This is a genomic window from Caldimonas caldifontis (assembly GCF_002930615.1).
Lineage (GTDB): Bacteria > Pseudomonadota > Gammaproteobacteria > Burkholderiales > Burkholderiaceae_C > Caldimonas > Caldimonas caldifontis.
In genome coordinates, this window is sequence record NZ_PSNX01000003.1 from 127117 (window position 1) to 146682 (window position 19566).

The 19566-nt window shown below is 67.0% G+C and carries 21 protein-coding genes; 10 read left to right on the top strand and 11 right to left on the bottom strand.

Translation table 11 applies throughout. The features are described 5' to 3' along the window. Window positions 1-18: 18 nt before the first annotated feature. Both C1704_RS03840 and C1704_RS03845 read left to right on the top strand, forming a co-directional pair. Window positions 19-2610 (top strand): T6SS effector BTH_I2691 family protein, encoded by a 2592-nt coding sequence (locus tag C1704_RS03840; protein WP_104301163.1) that lies wholly within the window; start codon window positions 19-21, stop codon window positions 2608-2610. Window positions 2611-2620: 10 nt separating this feature from the next. Next, complete coding sequence (locus C1704_RS03845; RefSeq protein WP_104301165.1) at window positions 2621-3586, top strand: DUF6708 domain-containing protein; 966 nt, start codon at window positions 2621-2623, stop codon at window positions 3584-3586. 95 nt (window positions 3587-3681) lie between these two features. Here C1704_RS03845 and C1704_RS03850 read toward each other — a convergent pair whose 3' ends face one another. Together C1704_RS03850 and C1704_RS03855 are read right to left on the bottom strand one after the other, a co-directional pair. Next, window positions 3682-4677 carry a Bug family tripartite tricarboxylate transporter substrate binding protein gene (locus tag C1704_RS03850; protein WP_104301167.1) on the bottom strand — a complete coding sequence of 332 codons (996 nt, stop codon included), beginning with the start codon at window positions 4675-4677 and terminating at the stop codon, window positions 3682-3684. Window positions 4678-4722: 45 nt separating this feature from the next. Further along, window positions 4723-5856, bottom strand: coding sequence for an ABC transporter substrate-binding protein (locus tag C1704_RS03855; protein WP_104301169.1), 1134 nt, complete (start codon window positions 5854-5856; stop codon window positions 4723-4725). Window positions 5857-6276: 420 nt separating this feature from the next. Here C1704_RS03855 and C1704_RS03860 point away from each other — a divergent pair, with 420 nt between their 5' ends. Continuing rightward, window positions 6277-7041 (top strand): TSUP family transporter, encoded by a 765-nt coding sequence (locus tag C1704_RS03860; RefSeq protein WP_104301171.1) that lies wholly within the window; start codon window positions 6277-6279, stop codon window positions 7039-7041. Between the two features lie 15 nt (window positions 7042-7056). On the opposite strand, the gene C1704_RS03865 is transcribed toward C1704_RS03860, so the two are convergent. From C1704_RS03865 to C1704_RS03885, 5 genes are read right to left on the bottom strand one after another with little or no spacing between them, the layout of a single operon-like run. After that, complete coding sequence (locus C1704_RS03865) at window positions 7057-8586, bottom strand: malonate--CoA ligase (protein ID WP_104301173.1); 1530 nt, start codon at window positions 8584-8586, stop codon at window positions 7057-7059. A 25-nt stretch (window positions 8587-8611) separates the two neighbouring features. Next, the gene (locus tag C1704_RS03870; RefSeq protein ID WP_104301175.1) at window positions 8612-9403 is read right to left on the bottom strand and encodes an enoyl-CoA hydratase/isomerase family protein; all 792 of its coding nucleotides are present in this window, start codon (window positions 9401-9403) and stop codon (window positions 8612-8614) included. 7 nt (window positions 9404-9410) lie between these two features. Further along, the gene (locus tag C1704_RS03875) at window positions 9411-10409 is read right to left on the bottom strand and encodes a Bug family tripartite tricarboxylate transporter substrate binding protein (RefSeq protein WP_104301177.1); all 999 of its coding nucleotides are present in this window, start codon (window positions 10407-10409) and stop codon (window positions 9411-9413) included. A 48-nt stretch (window positions 10410-10457) separates the two neighbouring features. Then, on the bottom strand, window positions 10458-11801 hold the full coding sequence (locus C1704_RS03880; RefSeq protein WP_245876367.1) for a malonyl-CoA decarboxylase: 1344 nt from the start codon (window positions 11799-11801) through the stop codon (window positions 10458-10460). Further along, window positions 11798-12511 carry a GntR family transcriptional regulator gene (locus C1704_RS03885; RefSeq protein ID WP_104301181.1) on the bottom strand — a complete coding sequence of 238 codons (714 nt, stop codon included), beginning with the start codon at window positions 12509-12511 and terminating at the stop codon, window positions 11798-11800. The genes C1704_RS03880 and C1704_RS03885 overlap by 4 nt, the downstream gene beginning before the upstream one ends. Before the next feature lie 195 nt (window positions 12512-12706). On the opposite strand from C1704_RS03885, the gene C1704_RS03890 reads away from it, so the two are divergent. The 3 genes from C1704_RS03890 (at window position 12707) to C1704_RS03900 (ending at window position 15155) form a co-directional block, all read left to right on the top strand. Continuing rightward, on the top strand, window positions 12707-13447 hold the full coding sequence (locus tag C1704_RS03890; protein ID WP_104301183.1) for a hypothetical protein: 741 nt from the start codon (window positions 12707-12709) through the stop codon (window positions 13445-13447). Between the two features lie 104 nt (window positions 13448-13551). Further along, window positions 13552-13827 (top strand): helix-turn-helix domain-containing protein, encoded by a 276-nt coding sequence (locus C1704_RS03895; protein WP_104301185.1) that lies wholly within the window; start codon window positions 13552-13554, stop codon window positions 13825-13827. A gap of 11 nt (window positions 13828-13838) precedes the next feature. Further along, complete coding sequence (locus C1704_RS03900; protein WP_245876368.1) at window positions 13839-15155, top strand: type II toxin-antitoxin system HipA family toxin; 1317 nt, start codon at window positions 13839-13841, stop codon at window positions 15153-15155. Window positions 15156-15159: 4 nt separating this feature from the next. On the opposite strand, the gene kdsA is transcribed toward C1704_RS03900, so the two are convergent. Continuing rightward, a complete protein-coding gene (gene kdsA / locus C1704_RS03905) occupies window positions 15160-16002 on the bottom strand; it encodes a 3-deoxy-8-phosphooctulonate synthase (protein WP_104301189.1) in 843 nt (280 codons plus the stop codon). A gap of 125 nt (window positions 16003-16127) precedes the next feature. Between kdsA and C1704_RS03910 the strand changes: the two genes are divergently transcribed. Both C1704_RS03910 and C1704_RS03915 read left to right on the top strand, forming a co-directional pair. Further along, window positions 16128-16370: a type II toxin-antitoxin system Phd/YefM family antitoxin gene (locus C1704_RS03910; protein WP_104301191.1), complete on the top strand. Its 243-nt coding sequence runs from the start codon at window positions 16128-16130 to the stop codon at window positions 16368-16370. After that, the gene (locus C1704_RS03915) at window positions 16367-16753 is read left to right on the top strand and encodes a type II toxin-antitoxin system VapC family toxin (RefSeq protein WP_104301193.1); all 387 of its coding nucleotides are present in this window, start codon (window positions 16367-16369) and stop codon (window positions 16751-16753) included. Before C1704_RS03910 ends, C1704_RS03915 begins: the two co-directional genes overlap by 4 nt. On the opposite strand, the gene C1704_RS03920 is transcribed toward C1704_RS03915, so the two are convergent. Continuing rightward, window positions 16726-17151: a type II toxin-antitoxin system VapC family toxin gene (locus C1704_RS03920; protein ID WP_104301195.1), complete on the bottom strand. Its 426-nt coding sequence runs from the start codon at window positions 17149-17151 to the stop codon at window positions 16726-16728. The two genes, C1704_RS03915 and C1704_RS03920, sit on opposite strands and share 28 nt — an antisense overlap. Before the next feature lie 2 nt (window positions 17152-17153). After that, on the bottom strand, window positions 17154-17399 hold the full coding sequence (locus C1704_RS03925; protein ID WP_104301197.1) for an antitoxin: 246 nt from the start codon (window positions 17397-17399) through the stop codon (window positions 17154-17156). 149 nt (window positions 17400-17548) lie between these two features. On the opposite strand from C1704_RS03925, the gene C1704_RS03930 reads away from it, so the two are divergent. After that, window positions 17549-17839, top strand: coding sequence for a nucleotidyltransferase family protein (locus C1704_RS03930; RefSeq protein WP_104301677.1), 291 nt, complete (start codon window positions 17549-17551; stop codon window positions 17837-17839). Further along, the gene (locus C1704_RS03935) at window positions 17836-18222 is read left to right on the top strand and encodes a HepT-like ribonuclease domain-containing protein (RefSeq protein WP_104301199.1); all 387 of its coding nucleotides are present in this window, start codon (window positions 17836-17838) and stop codon (window positions 18220-18222) included. Before C1704_RS03930 ends, C1704_RS03935 begins: the two co-directional genes overlap by 4 nt. A gap of 4 nt (window positions 18223-18226) precedes the next feature. Here C1704_RS03935 and C1704_RS03940 read toward each other — a convergent pair whose 3' ends face one another. After that, a complete protein-coding gene (locus C1704_RS03940; RefSeq protein ID WP_104301201.1) occupies window positions 18227-19399 on the bottom strand; it encodes a nucleotide sugar dehydrogenase in 1173 nt (390 codons plus the stop codon). Window positions 19400-19566 lie beyond the last annotated feature (167 nt).

The following is a 19566-nucleotide window of genomic DNA, read 5'->3' on the forward strand; positions in this document are numbered from 1 at the left end:
TTCAGGAAGGAACTCGTCGTGAATGCCGCAGCCCCTGCTGCCACCCCCCTCATCTGCGAAACCCCCTGTGAAACCTGCGCCAAGGAGGGCCTACCCCTGCTGCTGGCGCGCTATGCCCTGATGCCTGCGGACGCACAGGCGCCCCGGGTCTCGGGGCACCTGGCGCCGCCGGAGCTCACGCAGGTGAGCCTGGGCGCCTCGGCTCACTACGGGCTGCGCCTGCTGCGCAGCGGCTATGTCTATGTCTACGACGAAGCCCGCAAGCGCTGGGACGAATACTTCGTCACCGCCGACGGCTTCCTCACCAAGCTGCCTGAGCGCATCCGGGCGTTCAAGGTGCGGCACAACATCGCCACACACTTTCGCTGTGCGCGCAACGGTGCGGCGCCCCTGGCCGGCGTCATCACCATCCGCAACCCCAGGCACGCCACCAAGGTGTGGATCGGCTTCAGCGACGTGCAATGGACCGATGCGGTGCTCAACCAACACGACGACGCGGCCGTGCGCCAGCGGCACATGACCTGCATCACCGTGAGCGGCGGCAGGGTCGAGCCACAGGCCCGCACCGCACCCATCGAGCAAGTGGGGCAATGGTTGCCCGAGTTCCAACTGGGCGCGCAAGCCGGGCAGCAGCGTTTCGGCCCGTGGTGCCCACACCCCTTCAGCAGCCGCCATGCCGCAGCGCAGGCCTTCTTGCAGGCGGTTCAGCAAGCCCGCCCCCAAGGTGGCGCGGCCATTGTGGCGCTGCATGACCCGGTGGGTTTGGCCATGGAGATCGCTGCCCTGGCCGAAGCCCGCAAGCTGATCTACATGAGCCGGTCCGACGTCGAGAAACCTCACTTTGCAGCCAGCGCCATCGTCAATCTGGAGCAGCAACTCAAGGAGCAGGCCAAGCTCAGCGAAATCATCGCTGGCGAAGCACTGGCCCAGGATGAGGAGCGACGCATGGAACTGCCGGTGGGCACCATGGCGGCGATGATGGAGCCTCCCGGCAACCCGAGAGCCGCGGCCCTGTTGCGCCGCCACACGGTGGATGGCTTGAATACGGTCGCACAAAGGGCGTGGCGACGCTATACCCACGATCATCGCGATCTGCCGCGTTTTGACCCGGCCGCTGCTCGAGACTGGCTGCAGCAGCACCACCGTGCCTTCGAGGCCTATGACAAAGATCATATTGCCCCGTTGGCCCAGGCCCACGCCGCGTGGATGCAGCACGGGCTGATGCAAGGCGCGATGGCCTGCAACTACGACGCTGCCGATATTCATAGTGGTTTGGCCTACACGGCTGCCGTGGGCCTGATGATGCGCTACACCAGCGACAAGCAGCCCAGCTTCGAGCTGTACCTGCGATGGCTGCGTGAGGGAGACGCCAGCGCGGCATCCAACCTCGTGATGCGCGCGCTGGCTTTCAACCAGGAGGAACTGGCCCGCGCTGTGAACCAGGCCGATGCCAGCGGCGCGAGCGATCTGCGCCTCTACCCCACCGACGCGGTGGCCAGCGCGTTCTCGTCCATGCTGGACAAGCTACCCGACAGCGCCAAGGCCCACCTGGGGGCGGTCATGGACGGGCTCAGCGGGGCTGCCTTGCGGTACTGGAAAGACTTCGATGAAGGACGTGCCAGCGGCAAGGCGGCCACGGCCATGGCGGCTGCCAGCGGCCAGCGCTTTGTGCGGGTGCCGGTGGCCGGCCGGCGCGACCAGTTCGTGCAGCTCATCATCGAGCAGCTCTACGCCATCGACCCGAGCCTGAAGGCCCGGCCGAATCAAGTGGGCCGGGCCGTGGCGGCGCAGCTCAGGCTCCTGCAGGTGGAAGGCGTTCCCTTGGAGGGCTCACGGCGCCAGGGCTGGTATGCCTTGATCGACCGGCAGGCGGTACAGTCTGCGGCGGCCAAGGGGCACAGCGGCAACGCCTTGGCCCAGCAGGTGGCCCAGGCGCTGCGCAGCCCGGCGCAACTCAAGGCCATCGACATGGCGCGTGCCCAGTCAGCCTTGTCGCGCGCAAGCCTGGCCGCCGGTGTCCTGGGCGGGGTGCTGATGGCCTTCAACTACAGCAAGCTGGTGGAAGACGCCTTCCAGGGCATGCGCCACGAACGGCCCGAGGCACGCACCCGGCTGGCTCTGGCCACGCTGGCGATCGCGGGCTTTGCGATCGAGAGCCTGGGGCAGGCCACAGCAGGAACCCGGCTGGGCAATGCGTTGGGGCTGGGGCAGTCCGTCGTGCCTGAGAAGTTGAAGCTGCTCGGCCGCCGCCTTGGGCTTGGGGCGGGAATATTGATGGGGGTGGTGGACTTGATGTGCGCGGGCAGCGAGTTCGATAGGGGTGACACGTCCCTTGGCTGGATGTACATTGCCTCAGGTTTTCTGGGCATCACTGCATCCATAGGCCTGTACCTTGCTGTGGGAGTGGCCGGACTTCCTGTTGTGGGGTGGGTCATCCTGATCGGGATGCTGGTGGCGCTGGGTATCCTGGCCTTCTTCATCGAAGACGCGAAGGACAACAAGTTGCAGGCCTGGCTGAGGCGTTGCCACTTTGGGATCGGTGCAGACAAGTATCCGGATGCGCGCACGCAGCTTGAAGAGTACGGCGTGGCGCTGGGCACGGCGGGTTGAGGAGCTGTCGATGCCTTTGATCAAGAATGTGATCCATCGTTTCCACGTGAAGCGCCCGCTCACCGCGCGCGAGCGCGAGCTGCGTCTGGACATTCGCAAACCGGCGGGTGATGCCCCGCACTACCAGTTGTCGCTGATCCGCCTGAACTCGACCTTTGTCGAATGCGTGGACAAGTGGTATGCGGAGAGAGGGTTTGGGGCGATGTTCGGAGCGGCTGCCTTTTCGGCCGTTGCTTTCGGTATGTGGGTCCTTGTTACCAACATCTTCAAACATTGGCACCCGATTGGCTTGTTCTTTCTTCTCGTGTTTCCAGTGCTTTTGGCTGTCACGGCTTACATCTTCCTCTGCGACGCCTTCACCTACACCCACTACCCGATCCGGTTCAACCGCAAGAACCGTCAGGTGTACGCCTTCCGTCCTGACGGCACGGTGCTCAAGGCACCGTGGGATCGGGTGTACTGGACGATCCTGGGCCATGCGAACCCGCTGGGCTGGCTCAACGTGGCGGGCCATGTGATGGATGAATCGGGCAAGACGGTGCTCGAGACGTTCGCATTGAGTGTGAACTCCACGAGCAAGCAGGGCGAGGTGAAGTTGCGCAACCACTTCGAGTTCTTCCGGCTGTACATGCAGGAGGGACCGGCTGTGGCCTTGCAGAGGATCCAACCAGTGCCGCTGATCATGCTGCCGCCCATTGATCGTCAAAAGGAGTCATGGGCATTTGGGTGGGAGCGCATCACGCTGACCCTGAATGGCTCGCCCTTGCTCCAGATCCTGGCGCAGGTGTTCTTCTTGCCCGAGAGCCTGTTCCGCTGGATCGTGATGCGCACCAGCAAGATCCCGCAGTGGCCGCAGTGGGTGGAAGACGAGTGCCGCATCGAGCCCGATGACCCGTGGCGGCGCGAGCCGGGGTATCGGGATGAAGAGGCGATTGCGGCCATGCAGGCGACCGCTGGGGCGCGGCGCAATGGCTGAAGACTGACGGCGGCAAGGCAGGCGTGGCGGAGTTCACCGAGCTGCGCTGGATCACGGTGCAGACCGCGCCGCGCCACTACCCCTTCTGAGCGTGGTCATTGCGGCTGGAAGCCCGTCTTGCGGATGATCTCGGCCCAGACCTGGCGGTAGGCCGCCTCGCGCTGGGTCAGCTGGGCGCCGCTCATGAAGGCCACGTCCAGGCCCCAGCCGGTGAGGCGCTGCTTCACCTCGGGCTCGGCGATCACCTTGGCCAGGGCCTGGGCGAACTGGTCGAGCGTCGGCTGGGGCGTGCCGGCCGGCGCGAAGATGCCGTAGTAGGGCAGGTCTTCCAGGCCCTTGAGGCCCAGTTCCGAGAAGGTGGGCACGTCGGGCAGCACGGCCTGGCGCTGGCCGCCCAGCACGGCCACCACACGCAGCTTGCCGGCCTTGTGGTGCTCGATGAAGTCGGGCACCGAGCCCGTGCCCGCGGCAATCTGGTTGCCCAGCATGTCGCCGATCATCGGCGCGCTGCCACGGTAGGGCACCGGTACGAGGTCGAGCCCGTAGCGCTCGCCCATCACCTTGACCAGGAACTCGGGCGTGGACGCCGGTGCGGGCACGCCGATGGTGGCCTTGCCCTGGCCCTGCGACTTCACCCAGGCCACATACTCGTCCACGCTCTTGGCCGGCGTGCCGGCCGACAGCGCAAAGGCGTTCACGAAAGTGGCAAAGCCGGCCACCGGCACGAAGTCGCGGGCCGAGTCGTAGCCGGGGTTCTTCACCACCATCGGCAGGATGGTGATGGTGTGGTCGTGCGAGATGAAGAAGGTGCTGCCATCGGCCGGTGACGCCTTGAGCGTCTGCGCGGCGATCTGGCCGCCGGCACCGGGCTTGTTCTCGACCAGCACCTGGCGGCCGCCCAGGTGTTCTTTCAGGCGATCGGCGAGGGTGCGGGCGATGGCATCGGTGCCCCCGCCGGCGGGAAAGCCCACCAGCAGCCGGATGGGCTGTGGCGACTGGGCCTGGGCCACACCGGCCGCGGCGAGCGCGGCCACGGACAGGGCCGCCAGGACCCGGCGGCGTACAGGCGCGAAGGAGAAGGCGAATGGCATGCGGGACTCCGGCAGGGGGTGGTGGGGACCACCCACTGTAAGAGATCACCGCATGAATTTGCCATCCGGGCCGACGATGGTGATCTCCACCCAGTTCGTGCCGTGGTGGTTGGTGGGGCTGAAGTTGAGCTGGATGCCGCCCAGGTCGAAATTGCGGATGCCCTGGATCGTGCGGATGAGGTTGTCCGAGGTGATGGCGGGCGCCGAGCGCCGCAGGGCCTCGATGAGGAAACGCGCCCCCAGATAGCCGCCATAGCTGTTGTAGTTGACGGCCACGTCGGCCGCGGCGGCCTCGCGGTTGAAGTCGCGCGCCATCGGGTGCACCTGGCGCCAGGGGAAGGGCACGATCTGGGTCATGGCCAGGCCCCGGGCATCGCCCCCCAGGGCCGGCACGGCGCTCGCGGCCACCGAGAGGGTGTAGATCGGCACGTTCAACCCGGCCTTGGCCGCCTTCACGAAACCCACCACCGACGGCCCCACGGCGATCAGCAGCACCGCCTGGGGCCGGGCCTGGGCGATGGTGCCCACGGCCTGGGCCGAGGTACTGCCATCCACCGCCAGCGGGGCCGAGGCCACCAGCGTGGCGCCCAGCTCCTTGGCCGTGGCTTCCACCACCGGCATCATCAGCTTGCCGAACTCGTTGTCCTGGAAGGCCACGCCCACCTTGTCCATCTTCAGCGTGACGAGTGTGCGCAACTGGTGTTCCACCTCGTCCTTGAAGCTGGCCTGGGTGGTGAACATGGTGGGGTGAGGACGCAGGCGCAGCACATGCGCGCCGGTGTACACGCCCACCAGCGGCATGCGCTTCTCGGCGATGTAGGGCAGGATGGCCGCCACCCCGGCCGTGCTGCCCAGGCCGGTGAGGGCCACCACCTTTTCCTGCTCGACCAGCTGGCGCACGTTTTCGACGGTGCGCTGGGTGTCGTAGGCGTCATCGAGCAGCACCAGGCGGATGCGCCGGCCGTTGATGCCGCCCTTGCGGTTGATTTCCTCGAAGGCCAGACGCTCTCCGGCCAGGGCCCCCTGGAAGGCCACGGCCACCGGGCCGCTCAGCGGTGCGCTCTGCCCCACCACGATGTCGCTGCTGTCCTGCGCCCGCCCAGGCAAAGCCCAGGCGCTGCCCACGGCGGCGGCCGCGCCCAGGATCAGTTGGCGGCGGGTGGGATGGGTCGGTGTCATAAAGGGCCTCCAGAATCGAGCGTTCGTGCACCGGGACGGCGCGGGATGACGTCCCATGTTTCAAAGTGTCACAGAAGTGCACGGGCGTTCGTATTCGGGATTGTCACCTGGGGTGTGACTTTTGCCGCCGTTTGCGCGGCTTTCGCACCCCTCCATCCAAGGGGAGGGGTTCTCCCGGGGTCGAAACTGCTCCAAATTTGTGCAGGTAAACCCCTAGTGCACCGTCGGCGGGCTTTGCCTAAAGTGCGGGCACTCGCTGCGGACCCGCCCGACGGGCCTGCACACGGCGGGGGACTGAGGAGACACAGAGAAGACGAAGAGACTCTGTGACGCACACAACGAATGTCACAATTGAAGGGCGCTGGCCACAAGCCGGCGCCCTTTGTTTTTGGGTGCCTCGCGCGCCGTCGTCCTCACCCCATGCTCGAATTCGTCGTCGTCACGCTGGCCTCGCTGCTGGCCGGCTTTGTGGACGCCATTGTCGGTGGCGGCGGCCTCATCCTGGTGCCCGCCCTGTTCGGCCTCTTTCCCGGCGCAGCCCCGGCCACGCTCTTTGGCACCAACAAGGGGGCCTCGGTCTGGGGCACGGCCTGGGCCACGCTGCAGTACAGCCGGCGCGTGACCCTGCCCTGGTCGGCCCTGCTGCCGGCCGCCGTGGCCGCACTGGCCGGCGGCTTCCTGGGGGCCTGGGCCGTCACGCAGGTGTCCGCCGAGGGCCTGCGCAAGGCCCTGCCTTTCATCCTGGGGGCCGTCTTCCTCTACACCCTGGCGAAGAAGGATCTGGGCCGCGATCACACCCGTCACCACCACGGGCGCGCCGAAGCGCTGCTCGCCTCACTGATCGGCCTGGTCGTCGGCTTCTACGACGGGTTCTTCGGCCCGGGCACCGGCAGCTTCTTCGTCTTCCTCTTCGTGCGCGTGCTGGGTTACGACTTCCTTCACGCCTCGGCCAGCGCCAAGCTGCTGAACACGGCCACCAACCTCTCGGCCCTGACGCTGTTCGCCTGGAAGGGTCACGTCTGGTGGCATTACGCCCTGGTGATGGCCGTGGCCAACGTGGTGGGCAGCCTGCTGGGCACGCGCCTGGCGCTCAAGCACGGCGCCGGCTTCGTGCGCGTCTTCTTCATCGTGGTGGTGGGCGCGCTGATCCTGAAGACGGGGTGGGACGCGTTCGGGGCCGGCTGATTTGGCCCGCCGGGCTCAGGTCTTGAACAGGTCCTGGTGTGCCTGCCGCAGCAGGTTCTTCTGCACCTTGCCCATGGTGTTGCGCGGCAGTTCGGGCTGCACGAACACGCGCTTGGGCACTTTGAAGTTGGCGATCTGGCGCTTGAGCTGCGCGATGATGGCCTCGCCATCCGGCGTGGCACCGGGCTTGGGCACCACCACGGCCACCACGGCTTCGCCGAAGTCGGGGTGGGGCACGCCAATCACCGCGGATTCGGCCACGCCGGGCATCTCGTTGATGTAGCCCTCGATCTCGGCCGGGTAGACGTTGTAGCCGCCGCTGATGATGAGGTCCTTGCTGCGGCCCACGATGGTGAGGTAGCCCTTCGCGTCGAAGCGCCCCACGTCGCCGGTCTTGAACCAGCCGTCGGGCGTGAACTCCTCCTTGGTCTTCTCCGGCATGCGCCAGTAGCCCTTGAAGACGTTGGGCCCGCGCACCTCGACGTTGCCGATTTCGCCCACCGGACAGCGCAGGCCCTTGTCATCGACCACGCGCACCTCCACGCCGGGCAGGGGCTTGCCCACGGTGCCGCCCAAGCGCTCGCCGTCCTCGGGCTTGCAGGGGTTGGAGGTGAGCATCACGGTTTCGCTCATGCCGTAGCGCTCGAGGATGGTGTGGCCGGTGCGCTCGCGGAACTCGTTGAAGGTTTCGAGCAGCAGCGGGGCCGAGCCGCTGATGAACAGGCGCATGTGGCGGCAGGTCTCGCGGCCGAAACCGGCCTCGCCCAGCAGGCGCACGTACAGCGTGGGCACGCCCATGAACACCGTGGCGCGCGGCAGCAGCTCCATCACCCGCTTCGGGTCGAACCTGGCGCACCACAGCATCTTGCTGCCGTTGATGAGCGCGCCATGCACGGCCACGAAGAGGCCATGCACATGGAAGATGGGCAGGGCGTGCACCAGCACGTCGCCGGGCCGCCAGTCCCAGTAGCTCTTGAGGGTGAGCGCGTTGCTGCGCATGTTGCCGTGCGTGAGCATGGCGCCCTTGCTGCGCCCGGTGGTGCCGCTGGTGTAGAGGATGGCGGCCAGGTCGTCCTCGCCCTTGACCGCGATCTCGTGCTCGTCGCTGTGGTGCGAGGCGCGCTCCAGCAGGGTGCCGGTGCGGTCTTCGTTGAGCGTGAACACGTGCTTCGTGCCGGCCTTGAACGCGAGCTTGCTCACCCAGCCGAAGTTCTTGCCCGTGCACACCACCACACTGGGTTCGGCATTGCCGATGAAGTAGTCGAGTTCGCTTTGCTGGTAGGCGGTGTTCAGCGGCAGGTACACGTAGCCGGCACGCAGCGTGGCGAGGTAAAGCATCAGCGCCTCGACCGACTTCTCGGTCTGCACCGCCACCCGCGCGCCCTCGGGCAGGTCGAGCGAGGCCAGCAGGTTGGCGATCATGGCCGTTCCGCGGTCGAGGTCGCGCCAGGTGTAGTACTGGCCGTCGTCGGTTTCGATGGCGGTGGCGTCAAGCTGCGTCGGGAAGGCCGCGCGCAGCGCAGCAAAGAGATTGTGGTTGTTCATGGTGTGGCGCAGGAGATCGGGGGGATCAGGATCCGGAGAAGGTCGGGTCGCGCTTGTCGATGAAGGCCATCACGCCTTCGCGATGGTCGGGGTGGGTAGCGTAGCTGAAGTGGTCGCGCCGCCAGGCGGCATCGAAAGGGCGGCCCAGCGCGATCTGGCGCATCGTGCGCTTGTTCAGGCGGGCCGCATGGGGCGCCAGCGCGGCGATGCGCCGCGCGGTGGCCGTGGCCTCGGCCGCGACGTCGGCGTCGTCCACCAGGCGCTGCACGATGCCTCGCTGCCAAGCCGTGGCGGCATCGAGCAGCCGGCCCTCCAGCAGGATCTCGGCTGCGGTGCCCGGGTCGAGCACGCGGCTGAGCACCGCCAGCTCGTCGGGCGCCATCGGGAAGCCCAGGCGGCCGATGGGGGCCCCGAAGCGCGAAGTGCGCCCGGCGATGCGGATGTCGCAGCAAGCGGCGATTTCCAGGCCGCCGCCCACGCACACGCCGTCGATCTGCGCCACCAGGGGCACCTCGCAGTCGAGCAGCGCCTGCAGGGCCGGCGCCACGATGTGCTCGTGAAAGTGCTGCAGGCTGTCCACCTCGAAGCGGAAGCCCGGCAGCTCGTCGATGTCGGCACCGGCCGCGAACACCCCCCCGGCCCCGCGCACGATCACGGCGCGCAGGCCGGGATCGCGCTGGTGCCACTGCGCAAACACCTCGCGCAGCGTTTCCCACATGCCGATGCTGATGGCGTTGAGCTTGCCCGGGTTGGCAAGCTCCACCACCTGCACGCCGGGCAGCCCGGGATGCGGGGAGACGAGGACACGGCCACTCACGAGAGGGTCAGTCCAGTTTCGCGCCGGAAGCCTTCACGACTTCTGCCCAGCGCTTGAGCTCGCTGCTGACGAACTTGCCGTAGGCGTCACCGTAGAGGTCGGGGGTTTCGGTGCCCATGTTGGTCCACATCTGCTTGAGCTCGGGGGTATTCATGACCGCCTTCATCGCGGCAGCCATCTTGTCCACGGCGTCCTTGGGCGTGCCCTTGGGGGCCCACATCCCGTACCAGGTAGAGACCACGTAGTCGGGCAGGCCGGCCTCGGCCGCTGTCGGGATGTCGGGGAAGGCCGCCGCGCGCTTGGTGGCCGCCACCGCGATGGGCTTGATGCGCCCGCCCCGGATGTGGCCCGCCGATGAGCCCAGGCCATCGAAGGCCATGTCCACCTGGCCGGCGATCAGGTCCTGCAGCATGGGGCCCGCGCCGCGGTAGGGGATGTGGGTGATGAAGGTCTTGCTCTGCAGCTTGAAGAGCTCACCGGCGAGGTGGTGCGAGGAGCCATTGCCCGCCGAGCCGTAGTTGCGCTTGCCGGGGTTGGCGCGCATGTCAGCCAGCAGCTCGGGCAGCGTGTTGGCAGCCACCTTGCCCGGGTGCACCACGATCACCTGCGGCACGTTGGACACCAGGCCCACCGGCACGAAGTCCTTTTCGATGTCGTAGTCGAGCTTGGGGTACATGGACGGGGCGATCGCGTGGTGGGCACCCCCCATGAAGAAGGTGTAGCCGTCCGGCGCAGCGCGCGAGGCAATGCCGGCGCCCAGCGTGCCGCCGGCGCCGCCCTTGTTGTCGATGAGGATCTGCTGGCCCAGGTGCTTGGTGAGGGCTGCCGAGAGCGGGCGGGCGAAGGCATCGGTGCCGCCGCCGGCCGGGAAGGGCACGATGATGGTGACGGGCTTGGTGGGCCAGCTCGCCTGGGCGAGGGCCAGGGGGGCGGCCAAGCCCGTGACGGCCAGTGCCGCCGCGGCGGCCAGGGTGCGCAGGCTCGCGCGGCGAGGCGTGCTTTTCATGGACATGTCTCCTTCTTCGTGATGGGTGTGAGGTGGGAAAACCCGTTTCTACAGCATCCGCTGCAGGGCTCGCGAGGCCACCACCTCACCATGGACAAAACGTTCGTGGTGGTCTTCGATGTGGCGTAGATCGTAGAGGTAGTTCACCATCAGGCCCAGGGCCTGTTTCAGGCCTTTGCGTGACAGATCACCGGCCCAGTTGAGCCGCTCCAGGCGCGCCCCGTTGCCCAGGTGGAACTTGGCCACCGGGTCGCCGCGCGGCGTCACCGACTCGTGCGCGAGGTAGAAGGCCGCAAGCGTGCAAAGGGCCTCGCGCAGCGGCTCGCTCGCTTTCGCCGGCTCCAGGCTGGCCAGGGCGGCCGGCTCGCCGCCGTGCTGCACCAGCGCGGCCAGGGCCTTGAGGGCTCGCTCCTTCAGCTTGGGCGCGAGATCGTCGCGCTCGCGCAGCCCCGGCGCATGCTTGTGCAGCCAGGCCGCAAAGCCCGGGATGGGCGACAGCGTGCAGAAGGTGTGCAGCTGCGGGAACTCGCGCTGCAGGTGTTCGGCCACGCGCTTGATCAGGAAGTTGCCCAGTGACACGCCCTTCAGGCCCGGCTGGCAGTTGCTGATGGAGTAGAAGGTGGCCACCTTGAACTGGCGTTCGTCGCCCTGGGGCTCGTCGCGCGCGTTGATCAGCGGGCCCACGGCGGCCGGCATGTCGGGCACCAGCGCCACTTCCACGAAGATCAGCGGTTCGCCCGGCAGCTGGGGGTGAAAGAAGGCAAAGCAGCGTCGGTCGGGCTGCAGGCGGCGGCGCAGGTCGGCCCAGCCGTCGATCTCGTGCACGGCCTCGTGCTGGATGATCTTCTCCAGCAGCTCGGCCGGCGAGCGCCAGTCCACCTGCTCCATCTGCAGGAAGCCCGGGTTGAACCACGACGACAACAGGTGCAGGAAGTCGGCCTCCACCGCCGCCAGCGCGGGCTGGTGCTTGAGCAGGTCGAGCAGGGCGCGGCGCATGCCGATGATCACGGCCGTGCCCCCGGGGGCACGGTTCAGTCGGCGCAGCAGTTCCTGGCGGGGCGGCTCGGCCGCCTGCACCAGGGCCATCAGTCGCGTCGCCTCGGGTTCCTCGGCATAGCGCTGCGCGGCGTCAAGCACGGCCTTCGGGTCGGGGCCGAACTCGGTGTCCAGCACCTTGAAGAAGGCCAGGCGTTGCTCGGCCGTGAGCCCGGCGTACAGGCCGAGCACCTCTTCGGCAATGGCCACGCTGTTGGACTCCCCGCGCTCGGACAGCAGGCGGTGGCACCCCGCCACGACCTGGTTGAGCAAGCGGGCCTGGGCCCGGGGGGAACGCTGTTCCACAGGCGCACTCGTGCGGCGCCGGGCAGGGCTGGAGCGGGACAGGAACATCATGGGCTCTCCGAAGGCGCGGGGGGAGGGGCAGGGCGGGATTCGTTGGCCCGCAGGGCCTGCAAAGCCTGGAGCTGGGCCATCAGGTGGTCGTGCATCAGACGCTCAGCGCGGTGGGCGTCGCGGCGGACCAGGGCATCGATCAGCGCCCGGTGCTCGGCGATCGATGCCTCCAGCCGGCCGGGCCAGTTGAGCTGGCGTCCGCGCAGCATGCGCATGAACTTGCGCAGCTCGTTGGTCGCACGGTCGAGCCAGCGGTTGCCTGCCAGCGCCTGCACACGGCTGTGGAAGACGTGGTTGGCCCGGTAGTAGCCGTTCACATCGTGTGCGGCGGCGTGCAGTTCCAGAGCCTCGTGCAGGCCTTGCAACTCGGCCAGTTCGGCGTCGGTGGCACGCAGCGCGGCCTCGTGCGCGCAGCGCCCCTCCAGCAAGGCCATCACCGGGAAAAGCTGGGCGGCATCGTCTTCCGACAGCTCATTCACCTGACAGCCACGGCGCGGCACCGCCGTCACCAGGCCCTCGGCCGCCAGCACCTTCAGGGCCTCCCGCAAGGGCGTGCGGCTGATGCCCCATTCGGCCGCCAGGGCCTTCTCGTCCACCCAGGCCCCGGGCGCCAGCCGGCGCTCGAAGATCAGCGTGCGCAATCGGGACGCGACCTCCTCATGCAGAGTGGTCGGGCGGATCGCGCTGTGGAGCTCACTCAGGTTGGTCATCCCGCGCTCGCGGCCGGCCCCATGCCGGCGGGTGTATCTCCACGATAGATCAAAAATCCATAATTACAAATTACGGATGAACCCTGAGTTTCAGGAAGAGCGCCCCCGGAACCGGGGGATGTGAGCGCCCGCTGCGGCCTGGATCGCCTGAAAGGGTGGGCTTATGCTGAGGGCTCCGTCCCGTGAAAGCCCCCCATGTCGCGCGAGCACCTGAATGAGCACATCACCGCCACCTACCTGAGCCTGCGCCTGGGCATCGCCCTGTTGTCCATCGCCCTGCCGGTGGCGCTGTGGTCGGTGGGCGCGCTCCTGGGCGGATTGCCCCTGCAGGCCTCGATGAGCGCCTACTACCACGCCGGCGACGGCGTCGCGCGCGACGTCTTCGTCGGCACCCTGTGCGCCGTGGCCGCCGGCCTGCACCTCTACAAGGGCATCACCTCGCTGGAGAACAATGCCCTCAACCTGGCGGCCGTGCTGCTGGTGGGTGTGGCCCTGGTGCCCATGGCCTGGGACTGCGGCAACGCCTGCCCCTCGCTGTCGCTGCACGGCAGCTTCGCAGCGGCCTTCTTCGTGGCCATTGCCTACGTGTGCATCTTCCGCGCCTCCGACACCCTGAGCCTCATCCGCGACCCGGCCCTGGCCCGGCGTTACCGCCACACCTACCAGGGCCTGGGCGTGGCGATGATCCTCGCGCCCGTGGCTGCCGGCGCCTTGGGCTGGCTGCTGGAACGGGGCTCGGGCTACCGCTGGACCCTCTTCCTCGTCGAGGCGGCGGGCGTGTGGATCTTCGCGAGCTACTGGCTCGTCAAGACCTTCGAGATGCGCCGCACCCATGCCGACACCCTCGCGGCCGAAGGGCAGCTGGCCGTGCCCGAGCACGGGGTGGGCGATGCGTTCAAGGCGCTGGCGGTGGAGGAGGTGGGGTCTGCACCGTGATGCTCATCATCAGCTGAAGCTTGTTTTGTGCATTTACAAGTTCAAGCCTTTTTCTTGACAAAACAAGATATGTCTTGTAATTTGCGCCGAACACACCATGCGGTATGGACTACCCCCTCAAGACCCTCACTCAGTTGCGCCCACAGCTGACCGCGTTGCGCAAGAAGCGTGGCCTCACACAGGCCCAATTGGGTGCTGCCATCGGCGTCACACAAGCCCGTATCGTCGAGATCGAGGCCAACCCCGGTGTTGTCAGCCTGCAGCAGATCCTGCAGATCCTGCACGCCCTGGACGCTGAACTGGTGATTCGCGAGAGCAGTTCCACTCACGGGCCGGTAGCGGCCTCCACGCCCGCACCACCGAAACGGGGGCAGTGGTGAGGTCGCGCCTCATGGCGTGGATGAACGGCCAGTTCGTCGGCACCTGGACCGTGGACCGCGGCAGCCACAGCTTCACGTATGACGAAGCCTGGTTGAGGTCGCCCCGGCGGCGCTCGCTTTCGCTGTCCCTGCCGATCACTGCCAACCGCGAAGTCCGCGGCCCCGCCGTGGCGAACTACTTCGACAACCTGCTGCCCGACAATGATCGCATTCGCGAGCGCGTGGCGCGGCGCTACCGCACCCGCTCGACGGAGCCCTTTGCGCTGCTCGAGGCCATCGGCCGCGACTGCGTCGGTGCCGTGCAGCTCCTGCCCGAGGGGATGGCGCCGCAGGGCTGGGACCGCATCGACAGCGAACCGTTGAGCGAGCTCCAGGTGGCCAACATCCTGCGCGCCGTGCCGTCCGACAAGGTGCTGGGCCAGGCAGCCGATGACGAACTCTTCCGCATCTCACTGGCCGGTGCGCAAGAGAAGACAGCATTGCTGCACGACGGCCGCCAATGGTGCCGGCCGCACGGCGCCACCCCCACGACGCACATCCTCAAGCTGCCGCTGGGCCTGGTCGGCGGTTCGCGCCGCGTGGACCTGGGCGACTCGGTCGAGAACGAATGGCTGTGCTCACGCCTGCTGCATGCGCTGGGCCTGCCGGTGGCCCTCACCGAGATGGCCCGCTTCGAGGATCAGAAAGCCCTGGTCGTCACCCGCTTCGACCGGGAACGGCAGATGTCCGAAAACGGCACCCCCTGGATCGCCCGCCTGCCCCAGGAAGACTTCTGCCAGGCCCTGGGCTACCCGCCCTCCAAAAAGTATGAGAAGGACGGCGGCCCTCGGATGGCCGACTGCCTGCGTCTGCTCGAAGGCAGTGCCGATGGCGGCGATCGCGCCTTCTTCGCACTCACGCAACTGAGCTTCTGGCTGCTGGCCGCCACCGACGGACACGCCAAGAACTATTCCATCTTCCTGGCGCCCGGCGACACCTACGTGATGACCCCGCTGTACGACGTGCTGTCGATCTTTCCCTATGTGGGCGAGGGGCCGAACCAGTTCCGCTGGCGCAAGGCCGAACTGGCCTTGGCGCTGCGCGCCAAAAACGTGCACTACGACCTGCACAACATCCAGGCGCGCCATTGGCACGGCCTGGCCATGAAGCAGGGCGGGACGCCCCTATGGCACCAGATGCTGGCGCTCACCGAGCGCCTGGAGCCGGCCCTGCAACGCGTGGAAGCTGAACTGCCGGCGGACTTTCCGCAGCGCACCTGGGCCACGATCGCCCAAGGTGTTCGCGACCAGCTGGCCCGGTTCCGTGGGGGCCTGGCGGGCCTGTCCTAGGCAGTCAGTCGATCCGCAGCGGCGCAAACCCCTTCACCAGCGCGTCGATCGCCTTCATCTGCATCAGGAAGGCCTCGAGCTTGTCCAGCGGCAGGGCGCTGGGGCCGTCGCACTTGGCCTGGTCGGGGTTGGGGTGGGCTTCCAGAAAGAGGCCGGCCAGGCCCACGGCCATGCCGGCGCGCGCCAGATCGGCCACCTGCTGGCGGCGCCCGCCCGAGGCGGCGCCGCCCGGGTCGCGCTGCTGCAGCGCATGCGTCACGTCGAAGATCACCGGCAGGTCGCCCGTGACCTTCTTCATCACGCCAAAGCCCAGCATGTCCACCACCAGGTTGTCGTAGCCGAAGCAGGTGCCGCGGTCGCACAGGATGATCTGCTCGTTGCCGGCTTCCCTGAACTTCTCGACGATGTTGAGCACCTGCGAGGGGCTCAGGAACTGAGGCTTCTTGACGTTCACCACCCGGCCCGTCTGGGCCAGCGCCACCACCAGGTCGGTCTGGCGCGCCAGGAAGGCGGGCAGCTGCAGCACGTCCACCACCTCGGCCACGGGCTTGGCCTGCCAGGGCTCATGCACGTCGGTGATCACCGGCACGCCGAACTGCGCCTTCACCGCCTCAAAGATCTTCAGGCCTTCCTCCAGCCCCGGGCCGCGATAGGAGTGGATGGACGAGCGGTTGGCCTTGTCGAAGCTGGCCTTGAACACATAGGGAATGCCCAGCTTCGTGGTGACGCGCACGTACTCCTCGCAGGCGCGCAAGGCCAGGTCGCGCGACTCGAGCACGTTGATGCCTCCGAAGAGGACAAAGGGGCCGTCGTTGCGGCAGGAGATGGACGGGGTGATGGCAACCATGGCGGTGTCTCACGGATGAAATGCAGGGCGGATTGTCTCACCGAGCCCTCCACTTCTTCGACGGTCGCATTGCCGTGGGTCGCCAGATAGACTAGACTACCAAGACTTAGCTAAGTCACCCTGCCATGCGAACCGTCAACATCCACGACGCCAAGACCCATCTGTCGCGCCTGCTCGAACAGGTGGCGCGCGGGGAGCCGTTTGTCATCGCCAAGGCCGGACGCCCCATCGCCAAGGTCGTCCCTCTGGACACCCCCGATCCCCGCCCGATACGGCGCCTGGGCTTTCTGGCCGGGCAGATCACCGTGCCCGACGACTTCGACACCCTGGGCCAGGCAGAGATCCAGCAGATGTTCTACGGCGAATGAAGCTGCTGCTCGACACCCACCTGCTCCTGTGGGCCGCCAGCGCGCCGGAGCGCCTGTCGGAGGCGGCACGCATGCTGCTGACCGCCCCCGAAAACGAGCTGTTCTTCAGTGCCGCCAGCCTCTGGGAGGTGGCCATCAAGCGCGGGCTCGGGCGCAACGACTTCCAGGTGGACCCTCGCGTCCTGCGTCGCAGCCTGCTCGACAACGGTTATCAGGAACTGCCCGTGACCAGCGAGCACGCCGTCTCGGTCGATCAGCTACCGCCCGTGCACAAGGACCCCTTCGACCGGCTCCTGGTGGCCCAGGCCACGGTGGAGGGGGTCATGCTGCTCACGTCCGACACCCAGGTGGCCCGCTACCCGGGGCCCGTGCGTCGGGTGTGATCCGTCAACCAGTTCTCCACCCGCAAACCCGGGTAGCCTGCGAAATCGGCCTCGTTGTTCGTGACCAGGGTCAGGTCGAGACTGAGGGCGTGGGCGGCGATCAGGCGATCGAGCGCGTCGCGCCGGCGGTCTTTCACGGCTGCAGCCAGCACGCCATAGCGGTGCGCCTGTGCCTCGCCAAAGGGCAGGGCGGGCAGGTACTCGAGCAGCCGCACCAGCGCCATGTCGGCTCGATCGCGCACTGCTGTATCACGCTCCACCCCATGGCGCAGCTCGGCCAGCGTCACCACGGACATCACCGCCTCACCCACCTTGAGGGAGTCAAAGCACGCCAGCAGATCGGGCGGCTGTCGCTGGATCAGATGAATGCAGATGTTGGTGTCGAGCATGAAACGCATGCTCAACGCTCCGGCAACCAGTCGCGCTCGGCCTGCTCCTGCTCACCCCGCCCTTCGGCCATGAAGCCCGGCGGAAACTCGGCCAGCACCTCGCGCAGGCCAGCCATGGTGCGACGGCGCACCGGGCGCACCACCAGCGTGTCGCCCACCCGCTCGATCTCCACGTCCTGCATGTCGGCCGGGAACGCCAGTTCCTTGGGAATGCGCAAAGCCTGCGAATTGCCGCTGCGAAAGAGCCTGGAGAACATGATGCTGCCTCGGACGGAATGTAGTATATACAGTATATACATTCGCGTCCCTGCGTGGAAAGCGCCAGGCCCCAAGCCTGTGGAAAACAACATGGCGGCCCTGAACCCTTATCATGATCACAGCCACCGACATCCATCTGCCCGCCCGCATGAAACCCTCCATCGCCCTTGCCATCCATCGGGAAGCGATCCGGCGCGTGGTGGAGGCCCATCGCGCCCGCAATGCTCGCGTTTTCGGCTCCGTCGTCCACGGCGACGATGCAGAGGGCAGCGATCTGGATATTCTGGTCGACCCCCTGCCCGAGGCAACGCTCTTCGACATTGGGGCCATCCGGCATGAACTGCTGGAACTCCTTGGCGTACCTGTCGATGTCCTGACGCCACGAGCGTTGCCTGAGAAGTTCCGCGCCAAGGTGCTCTCAGAAGCTCAACCGGTATGAGCCGAGACAAACAACGTCTGATCGACTACCTGACGCACATCCTGGACGCCATCGAGCGCATCGAGCGCTACACCACGGGTTTGAGCTTGTCGGGATTTCTGTCCGAAGCAATGGTGCAGGACGCCGTGATTCGCAACCTGGAAGTCATCGGCGAAGCCTGCCACAACATCGAGAAGCATCACACCGAGTTCGCGACAGCCCATACAGAGTTGCCTCTCGCCGTCGCCTACCAGATGCGCAATGCCGTTTCACACGGCTATTTCAACGTCGACCTCGAGATGGTGTGGGCAACGACTCGGGCAGACCTGCCCAGGCTTCACCAGCAGGTCAAGGCACTCTTGCTCGAGCAGTTGCACGGGGCCGACGAACAAGAGGCTCCATGAGCCCTCAGGCATCCCCCCCGAACAGATCGCGCGTGTAGACCTTCTCGTCCACGTCGGCCAGCTCGGGCACGCGCCGGTTGGCCACGATCACGTCGGACAGGCGCTTGAACTCGGCCAGGTCGCGGATCACGCGCGAGTTGAAGAACTGCTCGTCCTTGAGCACCGGCTCGTAGACGATCACCTCCACCCCCTTGGCCTTGAGCCGCTTCATCACGCCCTGCACGCTGCTGGCGCGGAAGTTGTCGCTCCCGGCCTTCATGATGAGGCGGTGGATGCCCACCACCTTCGGATTGCGCTTGAGGATGTCGAAGGCCACGAAGTCCTTGCGCGTGGTGTTGGCCTCGACGATGGCGTGGATCAGGTTCTGCGGCACGTCCTGGTAGTTGGCCAGCAGCTGCTTCGTGTCCTTGGGCAGGCAGTAGCCGCCGTAGCCGAAGGAAGGGTTGTTGTAGTGGCGGCCGATGCGCGGGTCCAGGCACACGCCCTCGATGATCTGGCGCGTGTCGAGCCCGTGCACCGCGGCATAGGTGTCCAGCTCGTTGAAATAGGCCACGCGCATGGCCAGGAAGGTGTTGGCGAAGAGCTTGATCGCCTCGGCCTCGGTGTTGTCGGTCAGCAGCACCGGCACGTCGGGCTTCAGCGCGCCTTCGCGCAGCAGGTCGGCAAACACCTGGCCGCGTTCGGACCGTTCGCCCACCACGATGCGCGAGGGGTGCAGGTTGTCGTACAGCGCCTTGCCTTCGCGCAGGAACTCGGGCGAGAAGATCAGGTTCGGGCTGCCCGTCTCCTGCTTCAGCCGCTCGGTGTAGCCCACGGGGATGGTGGACTTGATCACCATCACCGCCTGCGGGTTCACGGCCATCACGTCGCGCACCACCGCTTCCACCGAACGCGTGTTGAAGTAGTTGGTCTCGGGGTCGTAGTCGGTGGGCGTGGCGATCACCACGAAGTCGGCGCCTTCATAGGCCTCGCGCTTGTCGAGCGTGGCGCGCAGCTTCAGCGGCCGGGTGGCCAGGTAGTCCTCGATCTCGGCATCCACGATGGGCGAGCGCCGCGCGTTGATCATCTCCACCTTGGCCGCATCGATATCGAGCGCCACCACCTCGTGGTGCTGCGCCAGCAGGATGGCGTTGGACAGGCCGACGTAGCCGGTGCCGGCGATGGCGATCTTCTTCATGAGGCAAGTGACCCAAGAGGGGCGCCTGACGCGCCGGAACGGCGCCTATTCTCGCATTGCCCCTGTCCAGGAGGGCCGTGGGGACCAGCAACACCCCCTGAAGGGTGATTGACGCACTTTGTCACGTGGAGCGGGGCGGCAAAAGCTATGCCATGGGCTAAAGTCGC